Source organism: Rhizobium sp. RHZ02 (genome assembly GCF_014851575.1).
GTDB classification, from domain to species: domain Bacteria; phylum Pseudomonadota; class Alphaproteobacteria; order Rhizobiales; family Rhizobiaceae; genus Rhizobium; species Rhizobium altiplani.
The window spans coordinates 47432-69993 of the sequence record NZ_JACUZX010000034.1 but is presented as its reverse complement, the minus strand read 5'-3'; the positions used below and the strand labels follow the sequence as shown (position 1 = coordinate 69993).

21 protein-coding genes and 1 pseudogene are annotated in these 22562 nt (G+C 60.4%); 16 read left to right on the top strand and 6 right to left on the bottom strand.

Annotation, left to right across the window (positions count from 1 at the left end; genetic code table 11):
• Nucleotides 1-132: 132 nt before the first annotated feature.
• The 3 genes and pseudogenes from IB244_RS32620 to IB244_RS28985 form a co-directional block, all read left to right on the top strand.
• A pseudogene (locus IB244_RS32620) lies at nucleotides 133-447 on the top strand (GMC oxidoreductase); the annotation flags it as partial.
• A 14-nt stretch (nucleotides 448-461) separates the two neighbouring features.
• Nucleotides 462-1721 (top strand): glycerate kinase, encoded by a 1260-nt coding sequence (locus IB244_RS28990; RefSeq protein WP_113472082.1) that lies wholly within the window; start codon nucleotides 462-464, stop codon nucleotides 1719-1721.
• A 403-nt stretch (nucleotides 1722-2124) separates the two neighbouring features.
• Nucleotides 2125-2892: an SDR family NAD(P)-dependent oxidoreductase gene (locus IB244_RS28985; RefSeq protein ID WP_192306552.1), complete on the top strand. Its 768-nt coding sequence runs from the start codon at nucleotides 2125-2127 to the stop codon at nucleotides 2890-2892.
• A gap of 1 nt (nucleotide 2893) precedes the next feature.
• On the opposite strand, the gene IB244_RS28980 is transcribed toward IB244_RS28985, so the two are convergent.
• The 4 genes from IB244_RS28980 to IB244_RS28965 all read right to left on the bottom strand — a co-directional run bounded on the left by IB244_RS28980 (nucleotide 2894) and on the right by IB244_RS28965 (nucleotide 6017).
• A complete protein-coding gene (locus IB244_RS28980) occupies nucleotides 2894-3190 on the bottom strand; it encodes a helix-turn-helix domain-containing protein (RefSeq protein ID WP_245267892.1) in 297 nt (98 codons plus the stop codon).
• A 53-nt stretch (nucleotides 3191-3243) separates the two neighbouring features.
• Complete coding sequence (locus tag IB244_RS28975; RefSeq protein WP_112647741.1) at nucleotides 3244-3825, bottom strand: TetR/AcrR family transcriptional regulator; 582 nt, start codon at nucleotides 3823-3825, stop codon at nucleotides 3244-3246.
• A gap of 3 nt (nucleotides 3826-3828) precedes the next feature.
• Nucleotides 3829-4302 carry a DUF1348 family protein gene (locus IB244_RS28970; RefSeq protein ID WP_192306546.1) on the bottom strand — a complete coding sequence of 158 codons (474 nt, stop codon included), beginning with the start codon at nucleotides 4300-4302 and terminating at the stop codon, nucleotides 3829-3831.
• A 503-nt stretch (nucleotides 4303-4805) separates the two neighbouring features.
• Nucleotides 4806-6017 carry an MFS transporter gene (locus IB244_RS28965; RefSeq protein ID WP_018117065.1) on the bottom strand — a complete coding sequence of 404 codons (1212 nt, stop codon included), beginning with the start codon at nucleotides 6015-6017 and terminating at the stop codon, nucleotides 4806-4808.
• A gap of 108 nt (nucleotides 6018-6125) precedes the next feature.
• On the opposite strand from IB244_RS28965, the gene IB244_RS28960 reads away from it, so the two are divergent.
• The 11 genes from IB244_RS28960 to IB244_RS28910 all read left to right on the top strand — a co-directional run bounded on the left by IB244_RS28960 (nucleotide 6126) and on the right by IB244_RS28910 (nucleotide 18824).
• Nucleotides 6126-6944, top strand: coding sequence for an AraC family transcriptional regulator (locus IB244_RS28960; protein WP_192306544.1), 819 nt, complete (start codon nucleotides 6126-6128; stop codon nucleotides 6942-6944).
• Nucleotides 6945-7157: 213 nt separating this feature from the next.
• Nucleotides 7158-8675, top strand: coding sequence for a glycerol-3-phosphate dehydrogenase (glpD, locus tag IB244_RS28955; protein ID WP_018854677.1), 1518 nt, complete (start codon nucleotides 7158-7160; stop codon nucleotides 8673-8675).
• A gap of 41 nt (nucleotides 8676-8716) precedes the next feature.
• The gene (locus IB244_RS28950) at nucleotides 8717-9793 is read left to right on the top strand and encodes an ABC transporter ATP-binding protein (RefSeq protein ID WP_018117062.1); all 1077 of its coding nucleotides are present in this window, start codon (nucleotides 8717-8719) and stop codon (nucleotides 9791-9793) included.
• A gap of 11 nt (nucleotides 9794-9804) precedes the next feature.
• Complete coding sequence (locus IB244_RS28945; RefSeq protein WP_025660740.1) at nucleotides 9805-10875, top strand: ABC transporter ATP-binding protein; 1071 nt, start codon at nucleotides 9805-9807, stop codon at nucleotides 10873-10875.
• 2 nt (nucleotides 10876-10877) lie between these two features.
• The gene (locus IB244_RS28940) at nucleotides 10878-11744 is read left to right on the top strand and encodes a carbohydrate ABC transporter permease (RefSeq protein ID WP_018117060.1); all 867 of its coding nucleotides are present in this window, start codon (nucleotides 10878-10880) and stop codon (nucleotides 11742-11744) included.
• Between the two features lie 14 nt (nucleotides 11745-11758).
• Nucleotides 11759-12586, top strand: a complete 828-nt coding sequence (locus IB244_RS28935) for a carbohydrate ABC transporter permease (protein ID WP_018117059.1) — start codon at nucleotides 11759-11761, stop codon at nucleotides 12584-12586.
• 16 nt (nucleotides 12587-12602) lie between these two features.
• Complete coding sequence (locus IB244_RS28930) at nucleotides 12603-12884, top strand: DUF2160 domain-containing protein (protein ID WP_018117058.1); 282 nt, start codon at nucleotides 12603-12605, stop codon at nucleotides 12882-12884.
• A gap of 77 nt (nucleotides 12885-12961) precedes the next feature.
• A complete protein-coding gene (locus IB244_RS28925) occupies nucleotides 12962-14686 on the top strand; it encodes an ABC transporter substrate-binding protein (protein ID WP_041912341.1) in 1725 nt (574 codons plus the stop codon).
• A gap of 138 nt (nucleotides 14687-14824) precedes the next feature.
• Entirely contained in the window at nucleotides 14825-16339 is a 1515-nt protein-coding gene (gene glpK / locus IB244_RS28920) for a glycerol kinase GlpK (RefSeq protein ID WP_112666673.1), read from the top strand.
• 94 nt (nucleotides 16340-16433) lie between these two features.
• Nucleotides 16434-17012, top strand: coding sequence for a dual specificity protein phosphatase family protein (locus IB244_RS28915; RefSeq protein ID WP_018854683.1), 579 nt, complete (start codon nucleotides 16434-16436; stop codon nucleotides 17010-17012).
• Nucleotides 17013-17159: 147 nt separating this feature from the next.
• Nucleotides 17160-18824, top strand: coding sequence for a phosphoethanolamine transferase (locus IB244_RS28910; protein WP_192306542.1), 1665 nt, complete (start codon nucleotides 17160-17162; stop codon nucleotides 18822-18824).
• A gap of 79 nt (nucleotides 18825-18903) precedes the next feature.
• Here IB244_RS28910 and IB244_RS28905 read toward each other — a convergent pair whose 3' ends face one another.
• Nucleotides 18904-19263 (bottom strand): response regulator, encoded by a 360-nt coding sequence (locus IB244_RS28905; RefSeq protein ID WP_018117053.1) that lies wholly within the window; start codon nucleotides 19261-19263, stop codon nucleotides 18904-18906.
• A 198-nt stretch (nucleotides 19264-19461) separates the two neighbouring features.
• Nucleotides 19462-20247 carry an IclR family transcriptional regulator gene (locus IB244_RS28900; protein WP_018854686.1) on the bottom strand — a complete coding sequence of 262 codons (786 nt, stop codon included), beginning with the start codon at nucleotides 20245-20247 and terminating at the stop codon, nucleotides 19462-19464.
• Between the two features lie 258 nt (nucleotides 20248-20505).
• Between IB244_RS28900 and IB244_RS28895 the strand changes: the two genes are divergently transcribed.
• Together IB244_RS28895 and IB244_RS28890 are read left to right on the top strand one after the other, a co-directional pair.
• On the top strand, nucleotides 20506-21684 hold the full coding sequence (locus IB244_RS28895; RefSeq protein WP_018854687.1) for an amidohydrolase: 1179 nt from the start codon (nucleotides 20506-20508) through the stop codon (nucleotides 21682-21684).
• Between the two features lie 218 nt (nucleotides 21685-21902).
• Nucleotides 21903-22559, top strand: coding sequence for a CBS domain-containing protein (locus IB244_RS28890; protein ID WP_018854688.1), 657 nt, complete (start codon nucleotides 21903-21905; stop codon nucleotides 22557-22559).
• The last annotated feature ends 3 nt before the right edge of the window (nucleotides 22560-22562 follow it).

Here is a 22562-nt window from a genome sequence, read left to right as displayed (position 1 = left end):
CGCCCGCATCCAGGCCGGCCAGCACGCCCGCCTCGCCTTCAACCTCGACAAGGCCGTGTTCTTCGATCCGCAAAGCCAAACCCGAATCGCTTAAACCAGGAGCCAGGATTCCAAACATGAACAGCTCGGATGTGGGGCTGCGCGAGTGCCAAGACAGACCAGCATCCGTCGGTACGCGTGAGAAGGGATCGGACCGGAAGCTGTTGTCGGTCTCGATTCCAGGGTCCATGGTCTAGAGGCTTCGCGTGCGTGATTCGTTGGTCATGCCGCGAATTCCATCGTACAACAACGCACCGACCATCATGGTTGGCGAACGAGGCTCCGACCTTATCCGGAGACTTCCGCCGTTGCCTGCCGCGATCCTCGCTCACGAGCGCAAATGAAACGCGCCAGAGGGCAGGGCAATCGCCCGCCAGACCAGGCAGGTGTTCGGACTGCGAACTTTGAAAATGGAGTAGGGTTTGATTTCCGATCCACGAGCTTTCCTGCAAACCCTGTTTCACCAAGCCGTCAAGGCCGCCGATCCTTACGAGGCCCTGGTTCGCCATCTTCCTGATCCGCCGAAAGGCAGGACAATCGTTGTTGGGGCAGGGAAGGCCGCAAGCCAGATGGCGGCCGCTTTCGAACGCGCTTGGTCTCATCCCTTCGAAGGTCTCGTTGTTGCCAGGCATGGGCCAATCGCAGAGTGCCGATCGACGAAGATTCTCCAGGCGGCTCATCCGGTCCCAGACAGAGCCGGTCTTATCGCCGCCGAGGCGCTGATGAACCATCTGCATGGGCTGACGTGTGATGATCTGGTGATCGCACTGATATCCGGCGGCGGCTCGGCCTTGCTGCCGGCCCCGCCGACCGGTTTCACCCTCACCGACGAGAGCGCGTTGAACGAATCGCTGCTGGCGTCGGGCGCGCCGATCTCCGGGATGAATGTGGTGCGGAAGCATTTCTCCCGCATCAAGGGGGGACGGCTTGCCGCACTTGCCCATCCGGCAAAGGTCGTCAGCCTCGTCGTCTCCGATGTTCCGGGCGACAATCCGGCCTTCGTTGCGTCGGGGCCGACGGTTCCCGACAGCAGCGATGCGGAGGAGGCGCTACGAGTGATCCGGGACTACCGGATCGATCTCCCGGCGCGCGTGATCGATTGTATCCGCAATACCAGAGCGCCAAGTGCCGGTGACCGCGTCTTCGCCAACAACGAAGTGCATGTGATCGCCTCGGCGCGGGTGTCCCTGGAGGCGGCTGCCGATCGGGCAAGATCTCTCTGCGTGCAACCCCTCATCCTTTCGGATTCGATCGAAGGGGAGGCGAAGGATATCGGCCGGATGCATGCGGCGCTTGCTCGGGAGTTTTTGACGAGACCGCCGGCTCCAAAGCCTCTCGTGCTGCTTTCGGGCGGGGAGACTACGGTCAGCATCGGAACCGGAACATATGGCAAGGGCGGGCGAAATTCCGAGCTTCTCCTCTCGGCGGCGATCGATCTACAAGGAGTCGATGGCGTTGTAGCGATGGCCGCTGATACCGACGGTATCGACGGCTCCGAAGACAATGCTGGCGCCTTCTGTGACGGCGGGACGGTGGCGCGGATCAGGAGCGCCGGCGGCGATGCGCGCGCGTTCCTGGCGGGCCATGATGCGTGGTCGGCCTTCAACCTCGCGGGCGATCTGTTCGTTCCGGGACCGACAGGTACCAACGTGAATGATTTCCGCGCATTTCTTGTAGAATAGCGCGCCACAAGGCCGAGCAGCTTTAGCGTGTGCCAAGCTGCCGACGTCCTGCGTGGAGCGTCGGCGGCGCCAAATCAGTAAGGCGCAAGCCCGCCTAGTAGGTTGTCACAGACACGTATGTCTTTGTAAGAGTTGGGAAGCCCGCCCCAGGCCCCTCGGGGGCGGGCTCTATCGATCCGGACCCCTTCCGGACCGCGGCTGATGGTGAGCCGCTGGAAACACACATGCCCGGTGTTGCGTGTTGAGACAACCGAAAGCTGTTTTGTTGGTTATTTGGTAAGGTTACCGGGCGACGCAGGTGCGTCTGGACATTGACCGGGACTCTCTTCAACACTGCATCGGCAGACGCCCACTCGACGACGAGTGAGTGACGGCGAACAACGGGAGCAAGGGGATTGGGGTCATGGTCGACCGGCTGAAGGGGAAGATTGCAATTATTTCAGGCGGCGCGACGGGCATGGGCGGAGCGGCCTCGCGCCTCTTCGCTGCCGAGGGCGCCAGGGTAGCGATCATTGACCGGAATGAAGCGGCAGCACGGCAAACGGCGGAGGAGATTTGTTCCGCCGGTCATGTCGCCGACTACTGGGTCGCCGACGTGTCGGAGGAGGCCGCCGTCGTCGCGGCCGTCAGGGGTGTGGAGGATAGGTTCGGCGCCGTCACCGTGCTCTTCAATCACGCCGGCACTATCGTCATCAAGCCGTTCCTGGAGACCACGCTCGAGGAGTGGGAGTGGCTGCACGCGGTCAACGTGCGATCGATGTTCCTGATGACGCGGGCGGTCCTGCCGGGGATGATCGCCGCGGGCGGTGGTTCCATCGTCTGCACGTCATCAATCTCGGCCGTGGCCGCAACGCCGATGGAAGTGCTCTACGACACGACGAAGGGCGCTGTGCATATGTTTGCTCGTGCGATCGGGGTCGAATTCAGGGATCGCAACATCCGCTGCAACGCCGTCTGCCCCGGCTTCATCCGCACGCCGCACGGATTGCGCGAGGTCAGCGAATTGCAGGCACTCGGCGTCGATGTGTCGGACGCGGCTATTGCCGCCCAGCAGGGACGGATCGGCGAACCCGAGGACGTGGCACGCGCCGCGCTCTATCTCGCTAGCGACGAGTCGATGTTCGTCAATGGCGCGCATCTCTTCGTCGACAACGGCTTCACCGCTATCTAAATTAAACGCTGCAACGCCGCCAGCGTGCCGGAGGATGCCCCGTTTGGCGTCGGAACACTGTGATGAAATGGGTCCGCGATCGAAATCCGACGTCGATCGCGATTTCATCGATGCTCAGGCCATCGCTGATCAGCTTCGCTTTCGCGCGCTTTATCCGACGTTCCTGCAGATAGACGCGTGGACTGAAGCCCGTCGCCGACCGGAACCCTGCTGCGAAGTGCATTGGACTGAGCCCCGCCGCGTGCGCGATGTCCGCGAGCCGAAGCGAGGTCGCCAGGTTGAGTTCGATGAAATCCACGGCGCGCTTAACCCGCCAGGGTGCGAGGATGACGGAATTATTCCGGTGCTTCTTCATCTCTGCTTCTCTCCACTGGTCGCGGCAAAAAGTCGGGACTGGACCCGCTGAAGGGTCCGTTCGAAAACCTCAGGCTCGTCGAGTGCTCTGGCGACCACGAGGGCTCCCTGAACGGCAACGACGGTCTCCTCGGCCAGCGCGGCGGCATCCGGCTCGAGGCATCCGGCTCGCGTGAGAGCTGAGGCAAGCGCGCTATGCCATTCGGCGAAGTAGTCCCTGACCTGAGCGCTGAACCGGTTGCGGACATTATCGAGTGCGAACGCACCAACGAGGCACACTCGGCTGCCGGAGCGAAAATACCGGGAAACAGAGCGAAACATGTCGGAGATAGCAGAGCGCGGATCATCCGCGTTCCGTAACGGTTCGAAAACCTGTGTCACGAACCATTCGTCGATCTCGCCGAGCACGGCTATGGCCATCTCTTCCTTTCCGCCGGGAAAGAAGTGATAGAGGCTTCCCTTTCCGAGTCCTGTTTTTTCCGTGATGGTTGAAAGACTTGCGCCCTCGAAGCCATACTCCCGAAAGACTTCGGCCAGGGATGGGATTGCGTCGGAGCGCTCGGCGACGATCTTTGGCATTTGTTACAGTCCCAATTCAGAAAGGCTTGGGTGGTCAGCAGGCCTGGGGCCGGACCGATCCCAGAAAAACTTGCGTTCGGATACCTTGATGGGCATATCGTTGATGCAAGCATAGCGGTGGTGCATCAGGCCGCTCGCGTCGAACTCCCAGTTCTCGTTGCCGTATGCCCGATACCAGTTCCCGGAGTCGTCGCGGTATTCGTAGGCGAAGCGAACCGCGATGCGGTCGCCGTCGTGGGCCCACAGTTCCTTGATCAGCCGATACTCGAGTTCCTTGCGCCATTTCCTGGTCAGGAACTCGACGATCTTTTCCCGCCCTTGGACAAATTCCGCGCGATTGCGCCAGTAACTGTCAACGGTATAGGCGAGTGACACCCTGTCGGGATCGCAACTGTTCCATCCATCCTCTGCGGCTCGGACTTTGGCAGCCGCGGTTTCGCGGGTGAAGGGAGGGAGTGGTGGGCGGTGTTCAGGCATGGTTTCGATCTCCTAGTGCTCGTTTCTGTACCGATCGGTAAACAGTATGTCAATGGGTACAATCGATGGTGCGCAGAGTCAACGCAATCGCCAGGCACTGCATCTTTTTGCCGTGCGAATCGAAAGTTTTCGGATTGGAAAGCACGCAGTCCAGCAAGTGCCAACCACTGCAGACTGAGTGCGAAAGGGTTTAGGTACACGCCAGCTGCCGAAGGTTGAAAAGGGCCGAGATGGTGATCTCGGCCCTTGTCGTTGTGCGCCCCCACCGTAACCTGGGGTGGCCCACCAAGTGGCAGCAAATGCCGGTCGCTGGTGGCGCAACAGCGGCAAGCTCCTTAACGCCACCCTCACCATTAGATGGGCTGACCAACTTGGAATGCCCAGGCTCGTCTAACCTCAATCTCTCGAACCACCCGGTGCGGACCCGCATGCCGGGTGGTGTGGCAGGGGTGCGATCACATCGAGCGCCCCCTATGCCGATTGGTAATCCTGCGGGTGTTCGCTTACTTGCCCGCTTTCGTGGTGTGGCGGCGGCCCTTGCCGATGTCCGGCAGGAAGATGGTCAACAGGCCGAGCAGCGGTAAATACGAGCAGATTTTGTAGACGAACTCGATGCCCATGTGGTCGGCCACCATGCCGAGGCCTGCTGCGCCAATGCCGCCGATACCGAAGGCAAATCCGAAGAACAGGCCGGCAATCATGCCGACACGACCCGGAACCAGCTCCTGCGCAAAGACGACGATGGCCGAGAAGGCGGAGGCCAGGATGATGCCGATCAGGAAGGTCAGGAAGACCGTCCAGTTGTAGTCGGCATAAGGCAGGGCAAGGGTGAAGGGCAGGGCGCCGAGGATCGAGAACCAAATGACGAACTTGGTGCCGAACCAGTCGACGACAGGGCCGCCGGCGACGGTGCCGATGGCCACGGCGCCGAGGAATACGAACAGCAGAATCTGCGCGTGCTGCACCGACACTCCGAAGCGTTCGATCATATAGAAAGTGTAGTAGCTCGAAAGGCTCGTCATGTAGACGTATTTCGAGAACACTAGCAGTGCCAGGACACCGATCGCCGCAATGACCTTGTTGCGTGGGAGATGGACCGCGGGTGCCGCCGCCTTGCGACCGGCGTTATTCTTGCGGTGATCGGCGTACCAGACGCCGACGCGCCACAGGACGATCATGCCGGTCAGAGCTGCGAGCGAGAACCATGCAACGCTATGCTGGCCCCGCGGTAGTACGATGAAGGCGGCCAGAAGCGGACCTATCGCCGAGCCGAAGTTGCCGCCAACCTGGAACAGTGACTGGGCAAGGCCATGGCGTCCGCCTGATGCCAGCCGGGCAACGCGCGAGGATTCCGGATGGAACACGGCGGAGCCGAGGCCGACGACACCCGCGCCGATGAGCAAGACCCAATAGGCGTGCGCATATGCGAGCAGCACCAGGCCGATCAGCGTGAAGCCCATGCCGACAGACAATGAGTAAGGCAACGGGCGTTTGTCGGTGTAAATGCCGATCAGCGGCTGCAGGAGCGACGCGGTGACCTGGAACACGAGGCCGAGGAAGCCGATCTGCGTGAAGTCGAGGCCGTAGCCGTCCTTGATCATCGGATAGAGCGCGGGGATCAGCGACTGCATGGTATCGTTGAGAAGATGGCAGAAGCTTACCGCCATGATAATGCCGAAAACCGTCTGTTCCGCAGAGTGCCTCTCTGCCGTCATTGCGCTGTCTGTCACGATTCTGCTCCGTCCTACGAGGCTTTGGAATAACCGACTTGTGGTCGTCCCGCTTTCGTGTTTTGGTCTTGCTATTTCGCAAGTGGGCCAAAAATGGTGAAATCCAAGCAAAGCCTGGCGACGAGTGAGTTGGCCAAGCTCCATGTGGAGCGTCTTGCTGCCATCGAGGCAGCCTCAGAGCCGGTCTATGCCATCCCCTCGGAATATCCGGCCGGCTACCATGTGGAACCCCATAGTCACAGCCGTGCACAGTTCGTCTATGCTCGGTCCGGCGTGCTTATGGTGTCGTCGATACTGGGGCGCTGGATGGTGCCGCCGCAGCATGCGTTGTGGATACCGGCAGGACTTGTCCACACCGTCGACATGCTCGGCGATGTTGCGATGCTTTCGGCCTATGTCTCGCCCCCGGCCTTGGCCGATCCACCGACGGCCATCCGCGTCGTGGCGCTGACTGATCTTGCCAGAGCGTTGATCACCGAGGCTGTTGCGCCGCCCGAGGCCAAGAGCGGCAGACGGGATCTCATCATGGCGCTGCTGCTCGAGGAGGTCTTGCAGCTTCCCGACCGGCCGTTGGGATTGCCGTTCCCCTCAGATAAGCGCCTGGCGACGCTCTGCCGCGGCTTCATGGAAAGTCCGAGTGCAAGGCTGGTCATCGACGATTGGGCGGAGCGGCTTGCCATGAGCCGGCGCGCCTTTACTCGGTTCTTTCGCAAGGAAACGGGTATCAGTCTCTCAACCTGGCGGCAGCAGGCGGCGGTGTTCACCGCCTTGCCCCGCCTCGCAGCCGGGGAGGCGGTTACAGCCGTTGCCCTCGACCTTGGCTACGACAGCGTCGCCGCCTTCACCACGATGTTCAGGCGGACGATGGGAGCCGCTCCCCGCGCGTATTTCAGGGCACCCGAACAATATTGAGCCTCTGCCCAAGCATGGATCCGCCGTCTCGCAGGACCGGGCGATAACGCGCTGCGTCCTCGATTTGACGTTTACGTTCACGGCAAATCTGTGAGTTTTAAGAATTCGAATAACATTCGTTTGACATTCGAATAATCTTCGCTTTAATTGCTCTGACTTTCGCAAATGCGTGAGCATGTTGCGTTGCGGCATATTCTGGCTCGGAGGGGGAACGTGAGCCGTCAGATTCACGATCTTTTCATTATCGGCGGCGGCATCAATGGCTGCGGGATCGCGCGGGATGCGATCGGGCGGGGCTATTCGGTCGCGCTTGCGGAAATGAACGATTTCGCTTCGGGCACGTCTTCCGGCGCGACCAAGCTCATCCATGGCGGCTTGCGCTATCTCGAGCACTACGAGTTTCGTCTGGTGCGCGAATCTCTGATGGAGCGCGAAGTGCTCTGGGCGATGGCGCCGCACATCATCTGGCCGATGCGCTTCGTGCTGCCCTATCACAAGGGTGGCATCCGCCCGGCATGGCTGATCCGTCTCGGGCTGTTTCTCTACGATCACCTCGGCGGACGAAAGTTGTTGCCGCCGACCGCGGTTCTCGACATGCGCCGCGACCCGGCCTCCAAGCCATTGAAGGCACTCTTCACGAAGGCGTTCGAGTATTCGGATGGTTGGGTCGACGATGCGCGTATGGTAGTGCTCAATGCGCGGGACGCGGCCGACCGCGGCGCGCTGATCATGCCGAGAACGAGAGTCGTTTCGGCGCGGCGCGAGAACGGATTGTGGTCGATCGAGACGGTCGACACCGTCAGCGGGCAGGGCAACAGTTTTCAGGCGCGGATGCTGGTGAATGCTGCCGGGCCATGGGTCGATCAGGTCATTCGCACGGCCTTCGGGCAGAACGAGGCCCGCCACGTGCGGCTCGTGCAGGGCAGCCACATCGTCGTAAAGAAGAAGTTCGACGATCCGCGGGCCTATTTCTTCCAGAACCCGGACAACCGCATCATCTTCGCGATCCCGTACGAGCAGGACTTCACGCTGATCGGTACCACCGACCGCGACTACTCGGCCGATCCGAAGGATGTGAAAATATCCGAGGAAGAGACGATCTATCTCTGCAACGCGGCGAGCGAGTATTTCAAGGAGCCGGTACGGCCGGAAGACATCGTCTGGACCTATTCGGCTGTGCGGCCTCTGTTTGACGACGGCGCTTCCAAGGCGCAGGAGGCGACCCGCGACTACGTGCTGAAGATCGAAGGCGAGGGTGAAAGCGCACCGCTGCTCAATGTCTTCGGCGGCAAGCTCACGACCTATCGGCGCCTATCCGAACACGCACTGGAAAGGATCGCCGAGGCGATCGGCGCCAAAGGCGCGTCCTGGACAGCGAAGAGCCATCTGCCGGGCGGGGATTTCGCCGCGACCGGCTACGAGGCGGAGGTTGCTAAGCTGAAGGGCGGTTATCCGTTCCTGGCGGACCGGCATGCGCGCCAACTGGTGCGCCGCTACGGCACCAAGGCGTCGGTCCTGCTCGGGCGGGCCGCCAGCGCGGAGGACCTGGGACACTGTTTCGGAGGCGATCTCTTCGAGGCAGAGGTTCGCTATCTCATCGATCACGAATGGGCCAGACGCGCAGAGGATGTGCTTTGGCGAAGAACGAAAGTCGGCCTGCGCCTGACCAAGGAACAGGCTGCGCTATTGGAGGAGTACATGGCCGCGCGACCGGCGCAGATGGCTGGTTGAAGCGGTAATGTCCCCGCTGTTGAGGAGGCACGGGAACCGGAATGCTTGAATTGCGGAACGCTGCAAAGATGGTGGGCGGGGAGTATCACATCCACGCAACCAATCTTGCATTTGAAAAAGGCACATTGAATGTGCTGCTGGGGCCGACGCTGTCCGGCAAGACATCGCTGATGCGACTGATGGCCGGGCTCGATCGACCGACGAGCGGTTCCGTCCATTTCGACGGCGTAGACGTGACCGGCATGCCGGTGCAGAAGCGCAACGTCGCGATGGTTTACCAGCAGTTCATCAACTATCCGGCCCTGACGGTGTACGAAAACATCGCCTCGCCAATGCGGATTTCAGGCAAGGACACCGCGACGATCGATCGTGAGGTGCGCAAGGCCGCCGAACTCTTGCGCCTTACGCCCTATCTGGATCGCACCCCGCTCAATCTCTCCGGCGGCCAGCAGCAGCGCACGGCGCTTGCGCGTGCCCTTGTGAAGAATGCCAGCCTTGTGCTGATGGACGAGCCGCTCGCGAACCTCGACTACAAGCTGCGCGAGGAACTGCGTGCCGAGCTGCCGCGGATCTTTGCGCAGTCCGGCGCCATCTTCGTCTACGCCACAACGGAGCCTTCCGAAGCGCTTCTGCTCGGCGGCAACACGGCCACCCTTTCGGAAGGCCACGTGACGCAGTTCGGACCGACGATCGCCGTCTACCGAAATCCGCTCGACCTCGTAACTGCAAAGACCTTTGCCGATCCGCCGCTCAATTTCATGGATGTGATAAAGGCCGGCGGTTCGTTCCAGAGGCAAGGAGCTGATATCCTGCCGGTGCCCGCGCATTTGGACGACATGGCCGATGGTCCGGTCACGATCGCCTTCCATCCGCACCACCTCGCTCTTTCGCCGCAGACTCAGACGGCAGCAAAACTGCAGGCACGCACGCAGGTTTCCGAGATCACAGGCTCCGAAAGCTTTGTGCATATGGATTTCGACGGTGTCCGTTGGGTCATGCTTGCCCACGGCATTCACAACATCGATCCGGATACCGAGGTCGACATCTACCTCGACACCCGTCACGTCATGGCGTTCGGCACCGATGGCCGGGCAATCGCAACTGGCGCAAAGGCGTAAGGGAGAAGGACATGGCACGCATCACGCTCGACCACATCCGCCACGCCTACGGACCGAACCCGAAGTCCGACGCAGACTATGCGCTTCGTGAAGTCGATCACGAATGGCGGGACGGCGGCGCCTACGCGCTTCTCGGACCATCCGGCTGCGGAAAGACGACGCTACTCAACATCATTTCCGGCCTGCTGCAGCCGTCGCACGGCCGTATCCTCTTCGATGGCCAGGATGTGACGAACCTTTCCACGCAGGCGCGAAACATTGCGCAGGTGTTCCAGTTCCCGGTCATCTACGACACCATGACTGTCTACGACAACCTGGCTTTCCCGCTGCGCAATCGCAGGGTCCCCGAGCCGGAAGTCGATCGGCGCGTTCGCGACATTCTCGAGATGATCGATCTCGGCGGTATGGCCAAGCGCAAGGCACAGGGCCTGACGGCCGACCAGAAGCAGAAGATCTCGCTCGGCCGCGGACTGGTGCGCAACGACGTCAACGCGATCCTGTTCGACGAGCCTTTGACCGTGATCGACCCGCACATGAAGTGGGTACTGCGTTCGCAGTTGAAGCGCCTGCACAAGCAGTTCGGCTTCACCATGGTCTATGTGACGCACGACCAGACGGAAGCGCTGACCTTCGCCGACAAGGTTGTCGTCATGTACGAAGGACAAATCGTCCAGATCGGCACGCCGGCAGAGCTTTTCGAGCGGCCGAGCCATACCTTCGTCGGTTACTTCATCGGGTCGCCGGGCATGAACGTCCTGCCGGTGCAACTGCAGGGCAATGCGGTGCGTATCGGCAGCGAGACGCTGTCATTGGACTACGCGCCGCAAGCGGCTGCCGGCGCCAAGACCGAGCTCGGCATACGCCCGGAGTTCGTCAATATCGGCCGCGAAGGAATGCCGGTCACCGTCAACAGGGTCGAGGACATTGGACGGCAGAAGATCGTGCGCGCCACCTTTGCCGGCCAGCCGATCGCCATCGTCGTGACGGAGGACTCCGAAATCCCGGCTGATGCGCGGGTGACCTTCGATCCGGCTGCCATCAATATTTACGCCAATTCCTGGCGCGTCGGCAGGGAGGGCTGAGCATGGAAAAGACCTGGAACAACAAAGCCTGGTTTCTGGTTCTGCCGGTCCTTGTGCTGGTCGCCTTCTCGGCTGTCATTCCGCTGATGACCGTTGTGAACTACTCGGTCCAAGATACGTTCGGGAACAACGAGTTCTTCTGGGCGGGGACTGACTGGTTCGTGCAGACGCTTCATTCCGACCGCTTCTGGGCGGCGTTGCAGCGCAATCTCGTCTTCTCGCTGATCGTTCTGGCGCTGCAGATCCCGCTTGGCATCTTCATTGCCCTCAACATGCCGAAGAAGGGGATCGGCGTACCGATCTGCCTCGTGCTGATGGCGCTGCCGCTGCTCATTCCGTGGAACGTGGTCGGCACCATCTGGCAGGTTTTCGGGCGTGTCGACATCGGCCTGCTTGGTCATACGCTTGAGGCAATGGGGTTTGACTACAACTATGTCCGCGACCCCCTCGATGCGTGGATCACCATCATCCTGATGGACGTCTGGCACTGGACGAGCCTTGTGGTGCTGCTCTGCTATGCCGGCCTCGTTTCGATCCCGGATGCGTATTATCAGGCAGCGAAGATCGACGGCGCGTCGCGCTGGTCCGTCTTCCGCTACATCCAGCTGCCGAAGATGAAGCGCGTGCTACTCATCGCCGTCCTGCTGCGTTTCATGGACAGCTTCATGATCTACACCGAACCTTTCGTCGTCACCGGCGGCGGTCCCGGCAACTCGACCACCTTCCTGTCGATTGACCTTGTGAAGATGGCCGTTGGCCAGTTTGACCTCGGTCCGGCAGCGGCAATGTCGATCATCTACTTCCTTATCATCCTGCTTCTGTCATGGGTCTTCTACACCGTCATGACCAGCAGCGACGCGAACGCCTGAGAAAGGAGAGGACCATGGCTCAAACAATGAAATACAAGCCTGCGGGCAACTTCTCCTGGGTCGTTTCGACGGTCTACATCATCTTTCTGCTGCTGCCGATCTACTGGCTGATGAACATGAGCTTCAAGGAGAATGCCGAGATCACCGGCGCCTTCTCGCTGTGGCCGCAGAACCCGACGCTCGGGAACTACATGGTGATCTTCACCGATCCCTCCTGGTACAACGGCTACATCAACTCGATCATCTACGTGGTCATGAATACGGTGATCTCGGTGCTGGCGGCGCTGCCTGCGGCCTATGCCTTCTCGCGCTACCGGTTCCTGGGCGACAAGCATCTGTTCTTCTGGCTGCTGACGAACCGCATGGCACCGCCGGCCGTCTTCGCGCTGCCGTTCTTCCAGCTCTATTCGGCTTTCGGGCTGATCGATACGCACATCGCCGTGGCGCTCGCCCACTGCCTGTTCAACGTGCCGCTGGCAGTCTGGATCCTGGAAGGCTTCATGTCCGGCGTGCCGAAGGAGATCGACGAAACGGCCTATATCGACGGCTATTCCTTCCCGCGGTTCTTCGTGAGGATCTTCATGCCGCTGATCGCGTCAGGGATCGGTGTCGCCGCCTTCTTCTGCTTCATGTTCTCGTGGGTGGAATTGCTGCTGGCCCGCACGCTGACGACGACTGCCGCAAAGCCGATTTCGGCGATCATGACGCGCACCGTCTCCGCTGCAGGGATGGATTGGGGTGTGCTGGCGGCTGCCGGTGTGCTGACCATCATCCCCGGCGCGCTCGTCATCTACTTCGTACGCAATTACATCGCCAAGGGCTTCGCGCTCGGCCGCGTCTGACAAGGGAGGACCACTCATGAACTTTTCCTGGATGGCGTGGACGCTGCCGACTGCATTGTTTTTCCTGGCGATTTTCATGCTGCTCGTTGGCATGAGCATCTGGGAGTATTTCGTGCCTGGCGGCTCGCCGCGCGTCGGAATCCTCAGGTTCGAAACCACGCGAGGGGATCGGCTCTTCGTGTCGCTGCTTGGCGCAGCATACATACATCTCGCATGGCTGGGTCTTGTCGGACCCAACCTGTGGTGGGCTCTTGCCCTCTCCGTAGTCTACGCCATCGGCGTCTTCCGCTACGTGTGACGGCAGGGAAATACAGATGGCCGGGGGTACTGGCCGCCTGAACGTGAAGACTGCAATCGCAACCCTGGGAGGATATTATGCGAAGGCATTTACTAGCGACAACAGCAGGCATGTTGCTGACCATGGCGGGCGCCGCCTATGCCGGCATGGATGAAGCGAAAACTTTCCTGGACAAGGAAATCGGCGATCTTTCGACGCTTTCCCGCGCGGACCAGGAAAAGGAAATGCAGTGGTTCATGGATGCGGCGAAGCCTTTCGCCGGCATGGACATCAAGGTCGTTTCCGAAACCCTGACGACGCACGAATATGAATCGAAGGTTCTGGCGCCGGCCTTCACCGCGATCACCGGTATCAAGATCACGCACGATCTCATCGGCGAAGGCGACGTTGTCGAAAAGCTGCAGACGCAGATGCAGTCGGGCGAAAACATCTATGACGCCTATGTCAATGACTCGGACCTCATCGGTACGCATTGGCGCTACCAGCAGGCCCGCTCGCTGACCGACTGGATGGCGAACGAAGGCAAGGATGTCACCAACCCGGGCCTCGATATCAACGACTTCGTCGGCACCAAGTTCACGACTGCACCGGACAAGAAGCTTTACCAGCTTCCCGACCAGCAGTTCGCGAACCTCTACTGGTTCCGCTACGACTGGTTCAACGACGAGAAGAACAAGGCCGACTTCAAGGCGAAGTATGGTTACGATCTCGGCGTTCCGGTCAACTGGTCTGCCTACGAGGACATCGCCGAATTCTTCACCGGCCGTGAGATCAACGGCAAGAAGGTCTTCGGCCACATGGACTACGGCAAGAAGGACCCATCACTCGGATGGCGCTTCACCGATGCCTGGCTATCGATGGCCGGCAACGGCGACAAGGGCCTTCCGAACGGCCTTCCGGTCGACGAGTGGGGCATCAAGGTCGACGAGAACTCGCGTCCGGTTGGTTCGTGCGTTGCGCGTGGCGGCGATACGAACGGCCCGGCTGCCGTCTACTCGATCCAGAAGTATCTGGATTGGTTGAAGGCCTATGCACCGCCGGCAGCGCAGGGCATGAACTTCTCCGAATCCGGTCCTGTGCCGGCGCAGGGCGAAGTCGCCCAGCAGATCTTCTGGTACACCGCCTTCACGGCCGATGCCGTCAAGCCCGGTCTGCCAGTCGTCAACGAGGACGGTACGCCGAAGTGGCGCATGGCGCCAAGCCCGCACGGCGTCTACTGGAAGGACGGCATGAAGCTCGGCTACCAGGACGTCGGTTCCTGGACGCTGATGAAGTCGACGCCTGACGATCGCGCCAAGGCCGCTTGGCTCTATGCGCAGTTCGTGACCTCGAAGACGGTCGACGTGAAGAAGAGCCACGTCGGTCTGACCTTCATCCGCGAGTCCACCATTCGCGACAAGAGCTTCACGGAGCGCGCTCCGAAGCTTGGCGGTCTGGTCGAGTTCTACCGCTCGCCCGCCCGCGTCCAGTGGTCGCCGACCGGTACGAACGTTCCTGACTATCCGAAGCTCGCTCAGCTTTGGTGGCAGGCGGTCGGCGATGCGTCGTCCGGTGCGAAGACCGCGCAGGAAGCGATGGACTCGCTTTGCTCCGAACAGGAAAAGGTGATGCAGCGACTGGAACGCGCCGGAGTGCAGGGCGATATCGGTCCGAAGCTCGCCGAAGAGCATGATCTCGAGTTCTGGAACAAGGATGCGGTCGCCAAGGGCAACCTCGCGCCGCAGCTGAAGATCGAGAACGAGAAGGAAAAGCCGGTTACCGTTAACTACGACGAACTGGTCAAGAGCTGGCAGTCGAACTGATCAGCAAGGTTGGCCGGGGTGTGTGCCCCGGCCAACCGCCGACCGCATAACGTCGGCATTACACCCTCCTATGAATGACCTATCGCCTCCGCTGGCGCGTTCGCGCCGGCGAGGTGAGCTATTGCGCCGGAGAAGACAATGAGCGGCCATATTCTCGCGATCGACCAGGGCACGACGTCCTCGCGTGCGATCGTCTTCGACGCCGGGATGAAGATGATCTCGTCAGCACAGGAGGAGATCAAACAATCCTATCCGCAGCCAGGCTGGGTCGAGCATGATCCGAATGAGATCTGGACGAGCGTGGTTAGCACGGCGCGGCAAGCGCTGGCGAATGCCAACATTCCACTCACCGATATCGCCGCGATTGGCATCACCAACCAGCGCGAGACAACGGTCGTCTGGGAACGCAAGTCGGGCAGGGCGCTTAACAAGGCGATCGTCTGGCAGGACAGGCGGACGGCTGAAGTCTGCGATAGTCTCAAGGCGGATGGATATGAGAAACTGTTCAGCGCGAAGACGGGTCTGCTGCTCGATCCCTATTTCTCCGGGACCAAGCTGCGCTGGCTGCTCGACAACGTCGACGGATTGCGGGAGCGCGCCGAGGCAGGCGAGGTCTGTTTCGGCACGGTCGACAGCTGGCTGATCTTCAATCTGACTGGCGGACGCGTTCATGCGACTGATGCCACCAACGCGTCGCGAACGCTGCTTTTCAACATTACCGAGGGCAGGTGGGACGAGGAGCTTCTCGGCCTGCTCAGGATCCCGGCATCCATGCTTCCGGAGGTCAAGGACTGCGCGGACGATTTCGGCGTCACTGATCCGGATATCTTCGGTGCGCCGATACCGATCCTCGGTGTTGCGGGCGACCAACAGGCAGCAACTATAGGTAGTGCCTGCTTCGAAGCGGGCATGATGAAATCGACCTATGGGACGGGCTGCTTTGCCTTGCTGAATACGGGGCGGGATTGCGTAACATCCAGCAACCGGATGATCACGACGATCGCCTATCGGCTCGGCGGCGAAACCACCTATGCGCTGGAAGGATCGATCTTCATCGCCGGTGCGGCGGTGCAATGGCTACGCGACGGCCTCGGCTTGATTTCAAACGCATCGGAGAGCGGCACGCTGGCGATGAGGGCCGATCCCAATCAGCAGGTCTATGTGGTGCCGGCCTTTACCGGCCTCGGTGCTCCCTATTGGGACCCGGAGGCGAGGGGTGCGATCTTCGGTTTGACCAGGAACAGCGGGCCGGCGGAATTGGCGCGCGCCGTGCTCGAGTCTGTCGCCTACCAGACGCTCGATCTCCTCATCGCGATGCGGAAGGATTGGGGCGGCCATCACATTGAGACGGTCCTGCGTGTCGATGGCGGCATGGCAAGTTCCGACTGGACGATGCAGCGTCTTGCCGACGTTGTCGGAAACCCGGTGGATCGGTCGGCTGTCGTCGAGACGACGGCGCTCGGCGCGGCCTGGCTCGCCGGTTCGCGAGCAGGGGTTTGGCCCGACAAGGAGAGTTTCGGAAAAGCATGGGCGTGCAGCCGGCGGTTCCAACCCTCCATGGAGGAGGCAGAGCGACAGAGGAAGATCGCTGGCTGGCGCAATGCGGTCTCACGCACCTTGTCGGGCGCGCAATTCAGCAATCAGTTGGCCTGACCGTCGTCACGCCACCATCAGGACGCCGTTTTCAGGTGGTTGTCAGGCCAAACCGGCAATGCTAGCTCGCTGCAAAAGTTGCGACGAGGTTGGCATGAAACGCCTGTGGAATTTTCGGTGGTGGAAGGCATCCCTCATCGGCACCGTTACGATTGGCGCGATGTTCGGGGGCTATATTGTTTATCTCCAAGCGAGCGGGAATTTTCACGCCGTCATCGCGGATCAGCTCTACCGTTCGGCGCAACCCTCGCCTGAGCAGCTGGCATCTTACGTGCGTAGTCATGGCATCGAGACGGTCATAAACCTGCGCGGGATGCACGTTGGCAAGAAATGGTATGCCGACGAGATTGCAACTGCACGCGGTCTCGGCGTTCAGCATATCGACTTCGAAATGTCGCCGTCCAAGGTCTTGTCGCCCGAGCGCGCCGAGCAGCTGCTGGCGATCATGAGAGCGGCACCAAAGCCCATCCTTCTCCACTGCCAATCTGGCGCCGATAGGACAGGACTCGTGTCGGTCCTCTACAGCCAACAAGTGGCCGGTATCAATGAGGACGTCGCCGAGCGTCAGCTCTCGGTCTACTACGGCCATATTGCCATTCCTTACCTGTCGGGAACCTACGCGATGGACAGGAGCTGGAAGGGCCTCGAAAGGTATTTTGGGATCCAGGGGTAGCCGAACGGCCGTAGCGCTTGCCAAGGTTATTCAGGTGACTGTCAGAAAATCCGGTCATGGCTGGCGAATATTCTTCGACGGCCATCAACTACAGATGATTCGATCCTGGTTCCGTCGACGCCAAAATCTGGACGCGGAGACGACCAATTGGAAGATAATGCCACCAAGGTCCGCCTGATCGAGCGGCGGCCCGCAATCGGCAGCGTGACGCTTTGCCTTGCTACGACTCTCTACCTGCTTCTTGTGACAAACAGATCGTTCTGGAGCACGGCCTTTAGCTATTTTGCGTCCGATCATCTCTCGTTCGTGCTCTTTGTCATCGGCATTTCGGCTGTGAGCATGGCAATCATCACGGCCTTCTCCGCCAAATATGTCACCAAGCCTTTTTTGATCTTCTTCGTTCTCGCGGCAGCCGCCGGCTCCTGGTTTACCGATCAGTTCGGCGTGGTCGTGGACAAGGAAATGATCCGCAACGCGGCGGTGTCGACGGGCGCGGAGGCAGGGCATCTGATAACGACGCGTTTTGCCCTTTATTTGATGCTCACTGGTATACTTCCGTCACTCGTCATCCTCTGGGTACGCATCCGGCATCGCCCGGTGCTGTCCAAACTTGCTCATAATACCGGCGTGATCGTGGCTTGCCTGGCTGTCTTCGTCGTGATCGGATTCGGCGACTACCGTGCCTTTGCGGGCGTCGGGCGCGCCCACAGAGACATCCTCGACCGGCTGAACCCATTCGTACCGATCACCAGCACCATTCGCTTTGCGGTTTCGTCCGAGCAGGATGCGCATGTCGTCGCCGAGCCGCTCGGTACGGATGCGCATCGGGTGAACACTGCCGGCCTTAACAAGCCGCGCGTAACGATCATCGTTGCGGGCGAGACAGCGCGTGCCGATGACTTCTCGCTTGGCGGTTATGCGCGGAAAACCAATCCGGAGCTCGAAAAGCGGAACGTTGTCTATTTTCCGAAAACGACCAGCTGCGGCACAGCGACGGCAATTTCTATCCCGTGCATGTTTTCGGTCTATCCGCGAACAGCCTATACGCACCGGAAGGGCCTTGCGACCGAGAACCTCCTCGACGTGCTGAGCCATGCCAAGGTGGACGTATCCTGGCTGGATAATGACACCGGCAGCTATCATGTCACCGACCGGGTCCCGTTCACGTTCTTGCCGGAGTCGGCCGATCCACGTTTTTGCAAGGATGGTGAGTGCCTCGACGCTATCCTTCTCGACAAGGTCGACGATTGGCTCGACCACGTAAAGGGTGACAGCGTGCTGGTCTTGCACCAGCTCGGAAGCCATGGGCCAGCCTACTTCGCTCGTTATCCCGATGAATACCGACGTTTCGTTCCTGATTGCCAGGCGAATGATTTCGGCAGCTGCACGGCCGAAGAGATTACCAACGCCTATGACAATACGATCCTCTACACGGACCACATTGTCTCGACGGTCATCGATAAGCTCAAGCAGCATTCCGACAAGGTTGCCGGTGCAGCGATCTACGTGTCGGATCACGGTGAATCGCTTGGCGAAAACGGAATCTACCTGCATGGCGCGCCCTATATCGTAGCGCCGTCGCAGCAGACGCACGTGCCGTTCCTGGCGTGGGTCAGTGACGATCTCGCGAAGGGGGCCGGCTTCGATATGAGTTGCGTGGCTAAGCAGGCAGACAGGGACCGTTCGCACGACAACTTCTTCCACAGTGTGCTCGGGCTCATGGACGTGGCGACCAAGGCCTACGATCCGAATCTGGATGTTTTCGCCGGATGCCGCCGACAGGCGGATAAACTCGCAAGCCTTCAGCGATGAGACAGCGAGGCTGCTGCAACGCAACAGCCGGAATAGGCTCTATCGTTGTATCGATTGCCTCGGGATGCCAATCCAGCTCTCAGTGCTTGTGGTTTGCCGCTTTCATCCGCTCTGAAAGCTCGGAGAGCCCGAAGGGCTTCACCAGGAAATCGTCCGCGCCGCTTCGCAGGCCCTCGATCTGATCCGAAGTCTGGTCGTGCGCCGTCAGAATGATGACGGGGACGGAGTTCGCTTGTCGTCTAAGCGCCTTCAATAGGGTTAAGCCATTACCATCGGGCAAGCGCAGGTCGAGCAGGATGACGCCGTATTTGCCGGTTTCGGCCGCTTGGGTTGCTTCCGCGAGATTGAGGCACCAATCGACCGAATGACCGTCGGCCGCGATGTGATCGCGCACGGCGTCTCCCAAAAGGACGTTGTCCTCAACCAGCAATACGTTCACACGCTATCTCCCTTGAATGCCTGCCTTCCAGCGGCATCCTCCATGGCCATGACGGCGTCTATCCGTCGCCAGGACTAATGAGATCGCTAGCTGACAATGACCTTAAGGCTTTGCGGGGATCGGCATTAAACGCGGTTGTGATCCCGGCTTCCTCGGCACTGGCCTGCAGGTGAGAATATATGTCGGCGTGCTGCCAGGTCATGTCGGCATTCCGACGTCAGAACCGGCGAGCAGCGAAAGCTCGTTGGCGGTCTTCATCACCATGGTGATCGTCTGGCTGATATCGGGCGCTGCCGAGGCATTGACCAGCGCGATATAGGGGCAGGTGAGGGCCGCAATGCAGCGTCCGTCCGGCCCAAGGATAGGAGCGGAAAGGTTATTGACGCCTGCCGTCTGGGCGCTCGCCATCATTTCGTAACCGTGTTCGCGGATCTGGGCGAGGCGCTCGTAAAATTCCGGTCCGAGATTCACTTCCGCGCGGCTGCGCACGTGTTCCGCGATCATCATCTGCCGCTCTTCATCGCTTCGGAACGCAAGAAGCACGTGGCCGGAGCCGGTGTCGAAGAGACTGATGTGCGACCCGATGCGGATCGAGAGACCCCAGTAATCCGGCGCCTCGTGCTGCGCGATCACCACCGCCGAACCGCGGTCAAAGACGACCAGGTGGTTCGCCTGTTTGGTCTTCTGCGCTAGTTCACGCATCAATGGCATTGCGAAAGACGCCAGCCGGCGTGTTGGCGCGTGCAACTGGGCCAGCCCGAATAGCTTGAGTGTCAGTGTAAACCGGTCACCCTCCAGCTTCGTCACGTAGCCGCGGCGGACGAGGCGATCGAGCATGCGATAGAATTCGTTGGGGCTACGATCGAGACGCTTGGCGATCTCCGCCTGGGTCAGCCCTTCCTCGACGCTGGCCAAAAGCTCGAGGATATCGAGCCCCTTGTCCAGCGCCGGAGCGCGGTACCGATCAGCGTCATCTGCTTCCATCAATTTCTCCTGTGAATGCCACCTTACATATACAAATGCGTAGCTGCCGAAAAGCGCAGCGTGCAGCTCGGTTCGGTCGGTAGCGTCGCCTGTATATGAAAAGGAACCTCATATATGGGTAGGTGCTTGCCGGCGCGAACTGCCGATCCGCAGCGCGTGGCGGACCTTAGTAGTGAACTTCTTCATCGACTATGGAAAACGGGCAGGTTAGGCTCGCGCTCTTGAGGTGAGGCTGTTCGTGTTCCGAGGATTCTGGTGATGTTTTTGACTGATGGAGAACTAAGCGAAATCAAAGCGTTTCGACGGGAACTTCATCGCAATCCGGAAGTCTCGGGTGAGGAGGCGGAAACCGCATCCCGCGTTACAGAGGAACTCGGCCGCACGAGGCCAGATCGCATCGTTGCCGGCATCGGCGGCCATGGCCTCGCGGCCGTCTATGAAGGAGCGGCATCAGGTCCGACGATCATGATCCGTGCGGAACTGGATGGCCTGCCGATCGAGGAAATCTCCGATGTCGCGCACCGTTCGACGGTGCCGGGCAAGGGCCACCTTTGCGGCCATGACGGTCACATGGCGATCCTGATGGCACTCGCGAAGGGTCTTGGGCACGAGCGGCCTGCGAAGGGGCGGGTTATCCTGATGTTCCAGCCGGCCGAGGAGAACGGTGCAGGGGCAGCGGCCGTGCTTGCCGATCCGAAGTTTGCGACGCTGACGCAGGATCTATCGCTCTCGCTTCATAACTTCCCGGGTATCCGGCTCGGACACGTCCTTCTCAAGGAGGGGCCGGTCAATTGCGCATCGCGCGGAATGAAGATCATTCTAAAGGGTAAGACATCGCACGCCTCTTATCCGGAGCAGGGCATTGCGCCGACTTTCGTGCTGGCGCGGTTGCTCGGTGATCTGACGGCGTTGGGCAACAATGGGCCGCTGGGGCCGGACTACTCGCTGGTTACGGTCACACATGCGCGGCTCGGGGAGCCGGCATTTGGGATCAGTCCCGGCGAAGCGCAGATCTGGGCGACCCTGCGGACGCTGACCGATGAAGCGATGGCCGCGTTGGTTTCCCGCGCCGAGGAACTGGTGCAGACCCAGGCGAAGGCCGGGCAATTGCAGGTGGAGATCAGTTACGAGGACGTGTTCCGCCAGTGCTACAATTCCGCCGAAGCGGTCAAGGAGCTGCGGCGTGCCCTGGATGACGAGGGCGTCAGCCATGACGATGTCAGTAGCCTGCTGCCAATGAAAGCTTCTGAAGACTTCGGTCTGTTCCGGACTGTGGCGCCCGCAGCGATGTTCTTTCTCGGGGCGGGTGAAGATCATCCGCGACTGCACAACCCCGACTACGATTTTCCCGATGAGCTGATCGCGACCGGATCGCGGGTCTTCATGCGCGCCATCAGGAACATTCTCGGCCGAGCTACCCTCCGGCGGCCCCTGTAGTAGCTGCCGGACATTCCCGCCGGTGATTTGGCCGATGGCGAGGACCCTGCTTCCGTTCCGTCGGCGCGGTGCCTTCGCATCTCCGGTCAAATTAGATCGCAATCCCTGATCGACTTGGGAGTGGATTTGCGCAATATTTTCAGCATCGGATGCATGCGCGGTTCGCGCAGCGTCACGTCGGAACCATTTGACTTCCTCCAGAGTGCAATGGGATTAGCATGTTTGCTCAAGACATCATGAACACCGACATCACAACGATCAGCGCCGATAGCAGCATCCATCAGGCAATAGACCTGATGGTTGCCAAGAATATCAGCGGCCTGCCTGTTATCGACAACGATGGCAATGTTTGTGGCCTGCTGACAGAAGGAGACCTCCTCCGGCGCATCGAGTTCGGTGGCGGCAGATCGGCCGGCAAGCCGGATGAGACGTCGCTCGTCGACCTCGACGACTATATCCGAAGCCGCAGCTGGCGGGTATCGGATGTCATGTCCGCAAGCGTGATCAGCGTGACGCCGGATACGCCGGTTGCGGCGATCGCCGAGGCGATGTTCCGGCACAAGATCAAGCGGGTGCCCGTCGTCAGCGACAAGCGCCTTCTCGGTATCGTCAGCCGTATCGATCTCCTCAAAGCAATCGTTGCGGCGCCGGCCGAGAGAACGGCAAGTGGTGACGATGCTCTCGCCCGCGCCATCCGCGCGCGACTGCAGGGTGACCTTGGTCTCGACACCGATGCGATCAAGGTATCGGTTCAGGATTCCAGAGCGGTGCTTGAAGGGACCGTATCGAGCGAACTGGAGCGGCGCGCCATCCGTGTCCTGGTAGAGAACCTCAAGGGCGTCAGCGGCTTCATCGACAAGCTCGGTGTTGCCTGATCG

What these genes read in the sequence shown, in the direction of transcription:
- IB244_RS28985 (WP_192306552.1), top strand. Translation starts at nt 2,125, where the DNA reads ATGGTCGACCGGCTGAAGGGGAAGATTGCAATTATTTCAGGCGGCGCG.
- IB244_RS28975 (WP_112647741.1), bottom strand. Translation starts at nt 3,825, where the DNA reads ATGCCAAAGATCGTCGCCGAGCGCTCCGACGCAATCCCATCCCTGGCC.
- IB244_RS28970 (WP_192306546.1), bottom strand. Translation starts at nt 4,302, where the DNA reads ATGCCTGAACACCGCCCACCACTCCCTCCCTTCACCCGCGAAACCGCG.
- IB244_RS28965 (WP_018117065.1), bottom strand. Translation starts at nt 6,017, where the DNA reads ATGACGGCAGAGAGGCACTCTGCGGAACAGACGGTTTTCGGCATTATC.
- IB244_RS28960 (WP_192306544.1), top strand. Translation starts at nt 6,126, where the DNA reads ATGGTGAAATCCAAGCAAAGCCTGGCGACGAGTGAGTTGGCCAAGCTC.
- IB244_RS28950 (WP_018117062.1), top strand. Translation starts at nt 8,717, where the DNA reads ATGCTTGAATTGCGGAACGCTGCAAAGATGGTGGGCGGGGAGTATCAC.
- IB244_RS28945 (WP_025660740.1), top strand. Translation starts at nt 9,805, where the DNA reads ATGGCACGCATCACGCTCGACCACATCCGCCACGCCTACGGACCGAAC.
- IB244_RS28940 (WP_018117060.1), top strand. Translation starts at nt 10,878, where the DNA reads ATGGAAAAGACCTGGAACAACAAAGCCTGGTTTCTGGTTCTGCCGGTC.
- IB244_RS28935 (WP_018117059.1), top strand. Translation starts at nt 11,759, where the DNA reads ATGGCTCAAACAATGAAATACAAGCCTGCGGGCAACTTCTCCTGGGTC.
- IB244_RS28930 (WP_018117058.1), top strand. Translation starts at nt 12,603, where the DNA reads ATGAACTTTTCCTGGATGGCGTGGACGCTGCCGACTGCATTGTTTTTC.
- IB244_RS28925 (WP_041912341.1), top strand. Translation starts at nt 12,962, where the DNA reads ATGCGAAGGCATTTACTAGCGACAACAGCAGGCATGTTGCTGACCATG.
- glpK (WP_112666673.1), top strand. Translation starts at nt 14,825, where the DNA reads ATGAGCGGCCATATTCTCGCGATCGACCAGGGCACGACGTCCTCGCGT.
- IB244_RS28915 (WP_018854683.1), top strand. Translation starts at nt 16,434, where the DNA reads ATGAAACGCCTGTGGAATTTTCGGTGGTGGAAGGCATCCCTCATCGGC.
- IB244_RS28900 (WP_018854686.1), bottom strand. Translation starts at nt 20,247, where the DNA reads ATGGAAGCAGATGACGCTGATCGGTACCGCGCTCCGGCGCTGGACAAG.
- IB244_RS28895 (WP_018854687.1), top strand. Translation starts at nt 20,506, where the DNA reads ATGTTTTTGACTGATGGAGAACTAAGCGAAATCAAAGCGTTTCGACGG.
- IB244_RS28890 (WP_018854688.1), top strand. Translation starts at nt 21,903, where the DNA reads ATGTTTGCTCAAGACATCATGAACACCGACATCACAACGATCAGCGCC.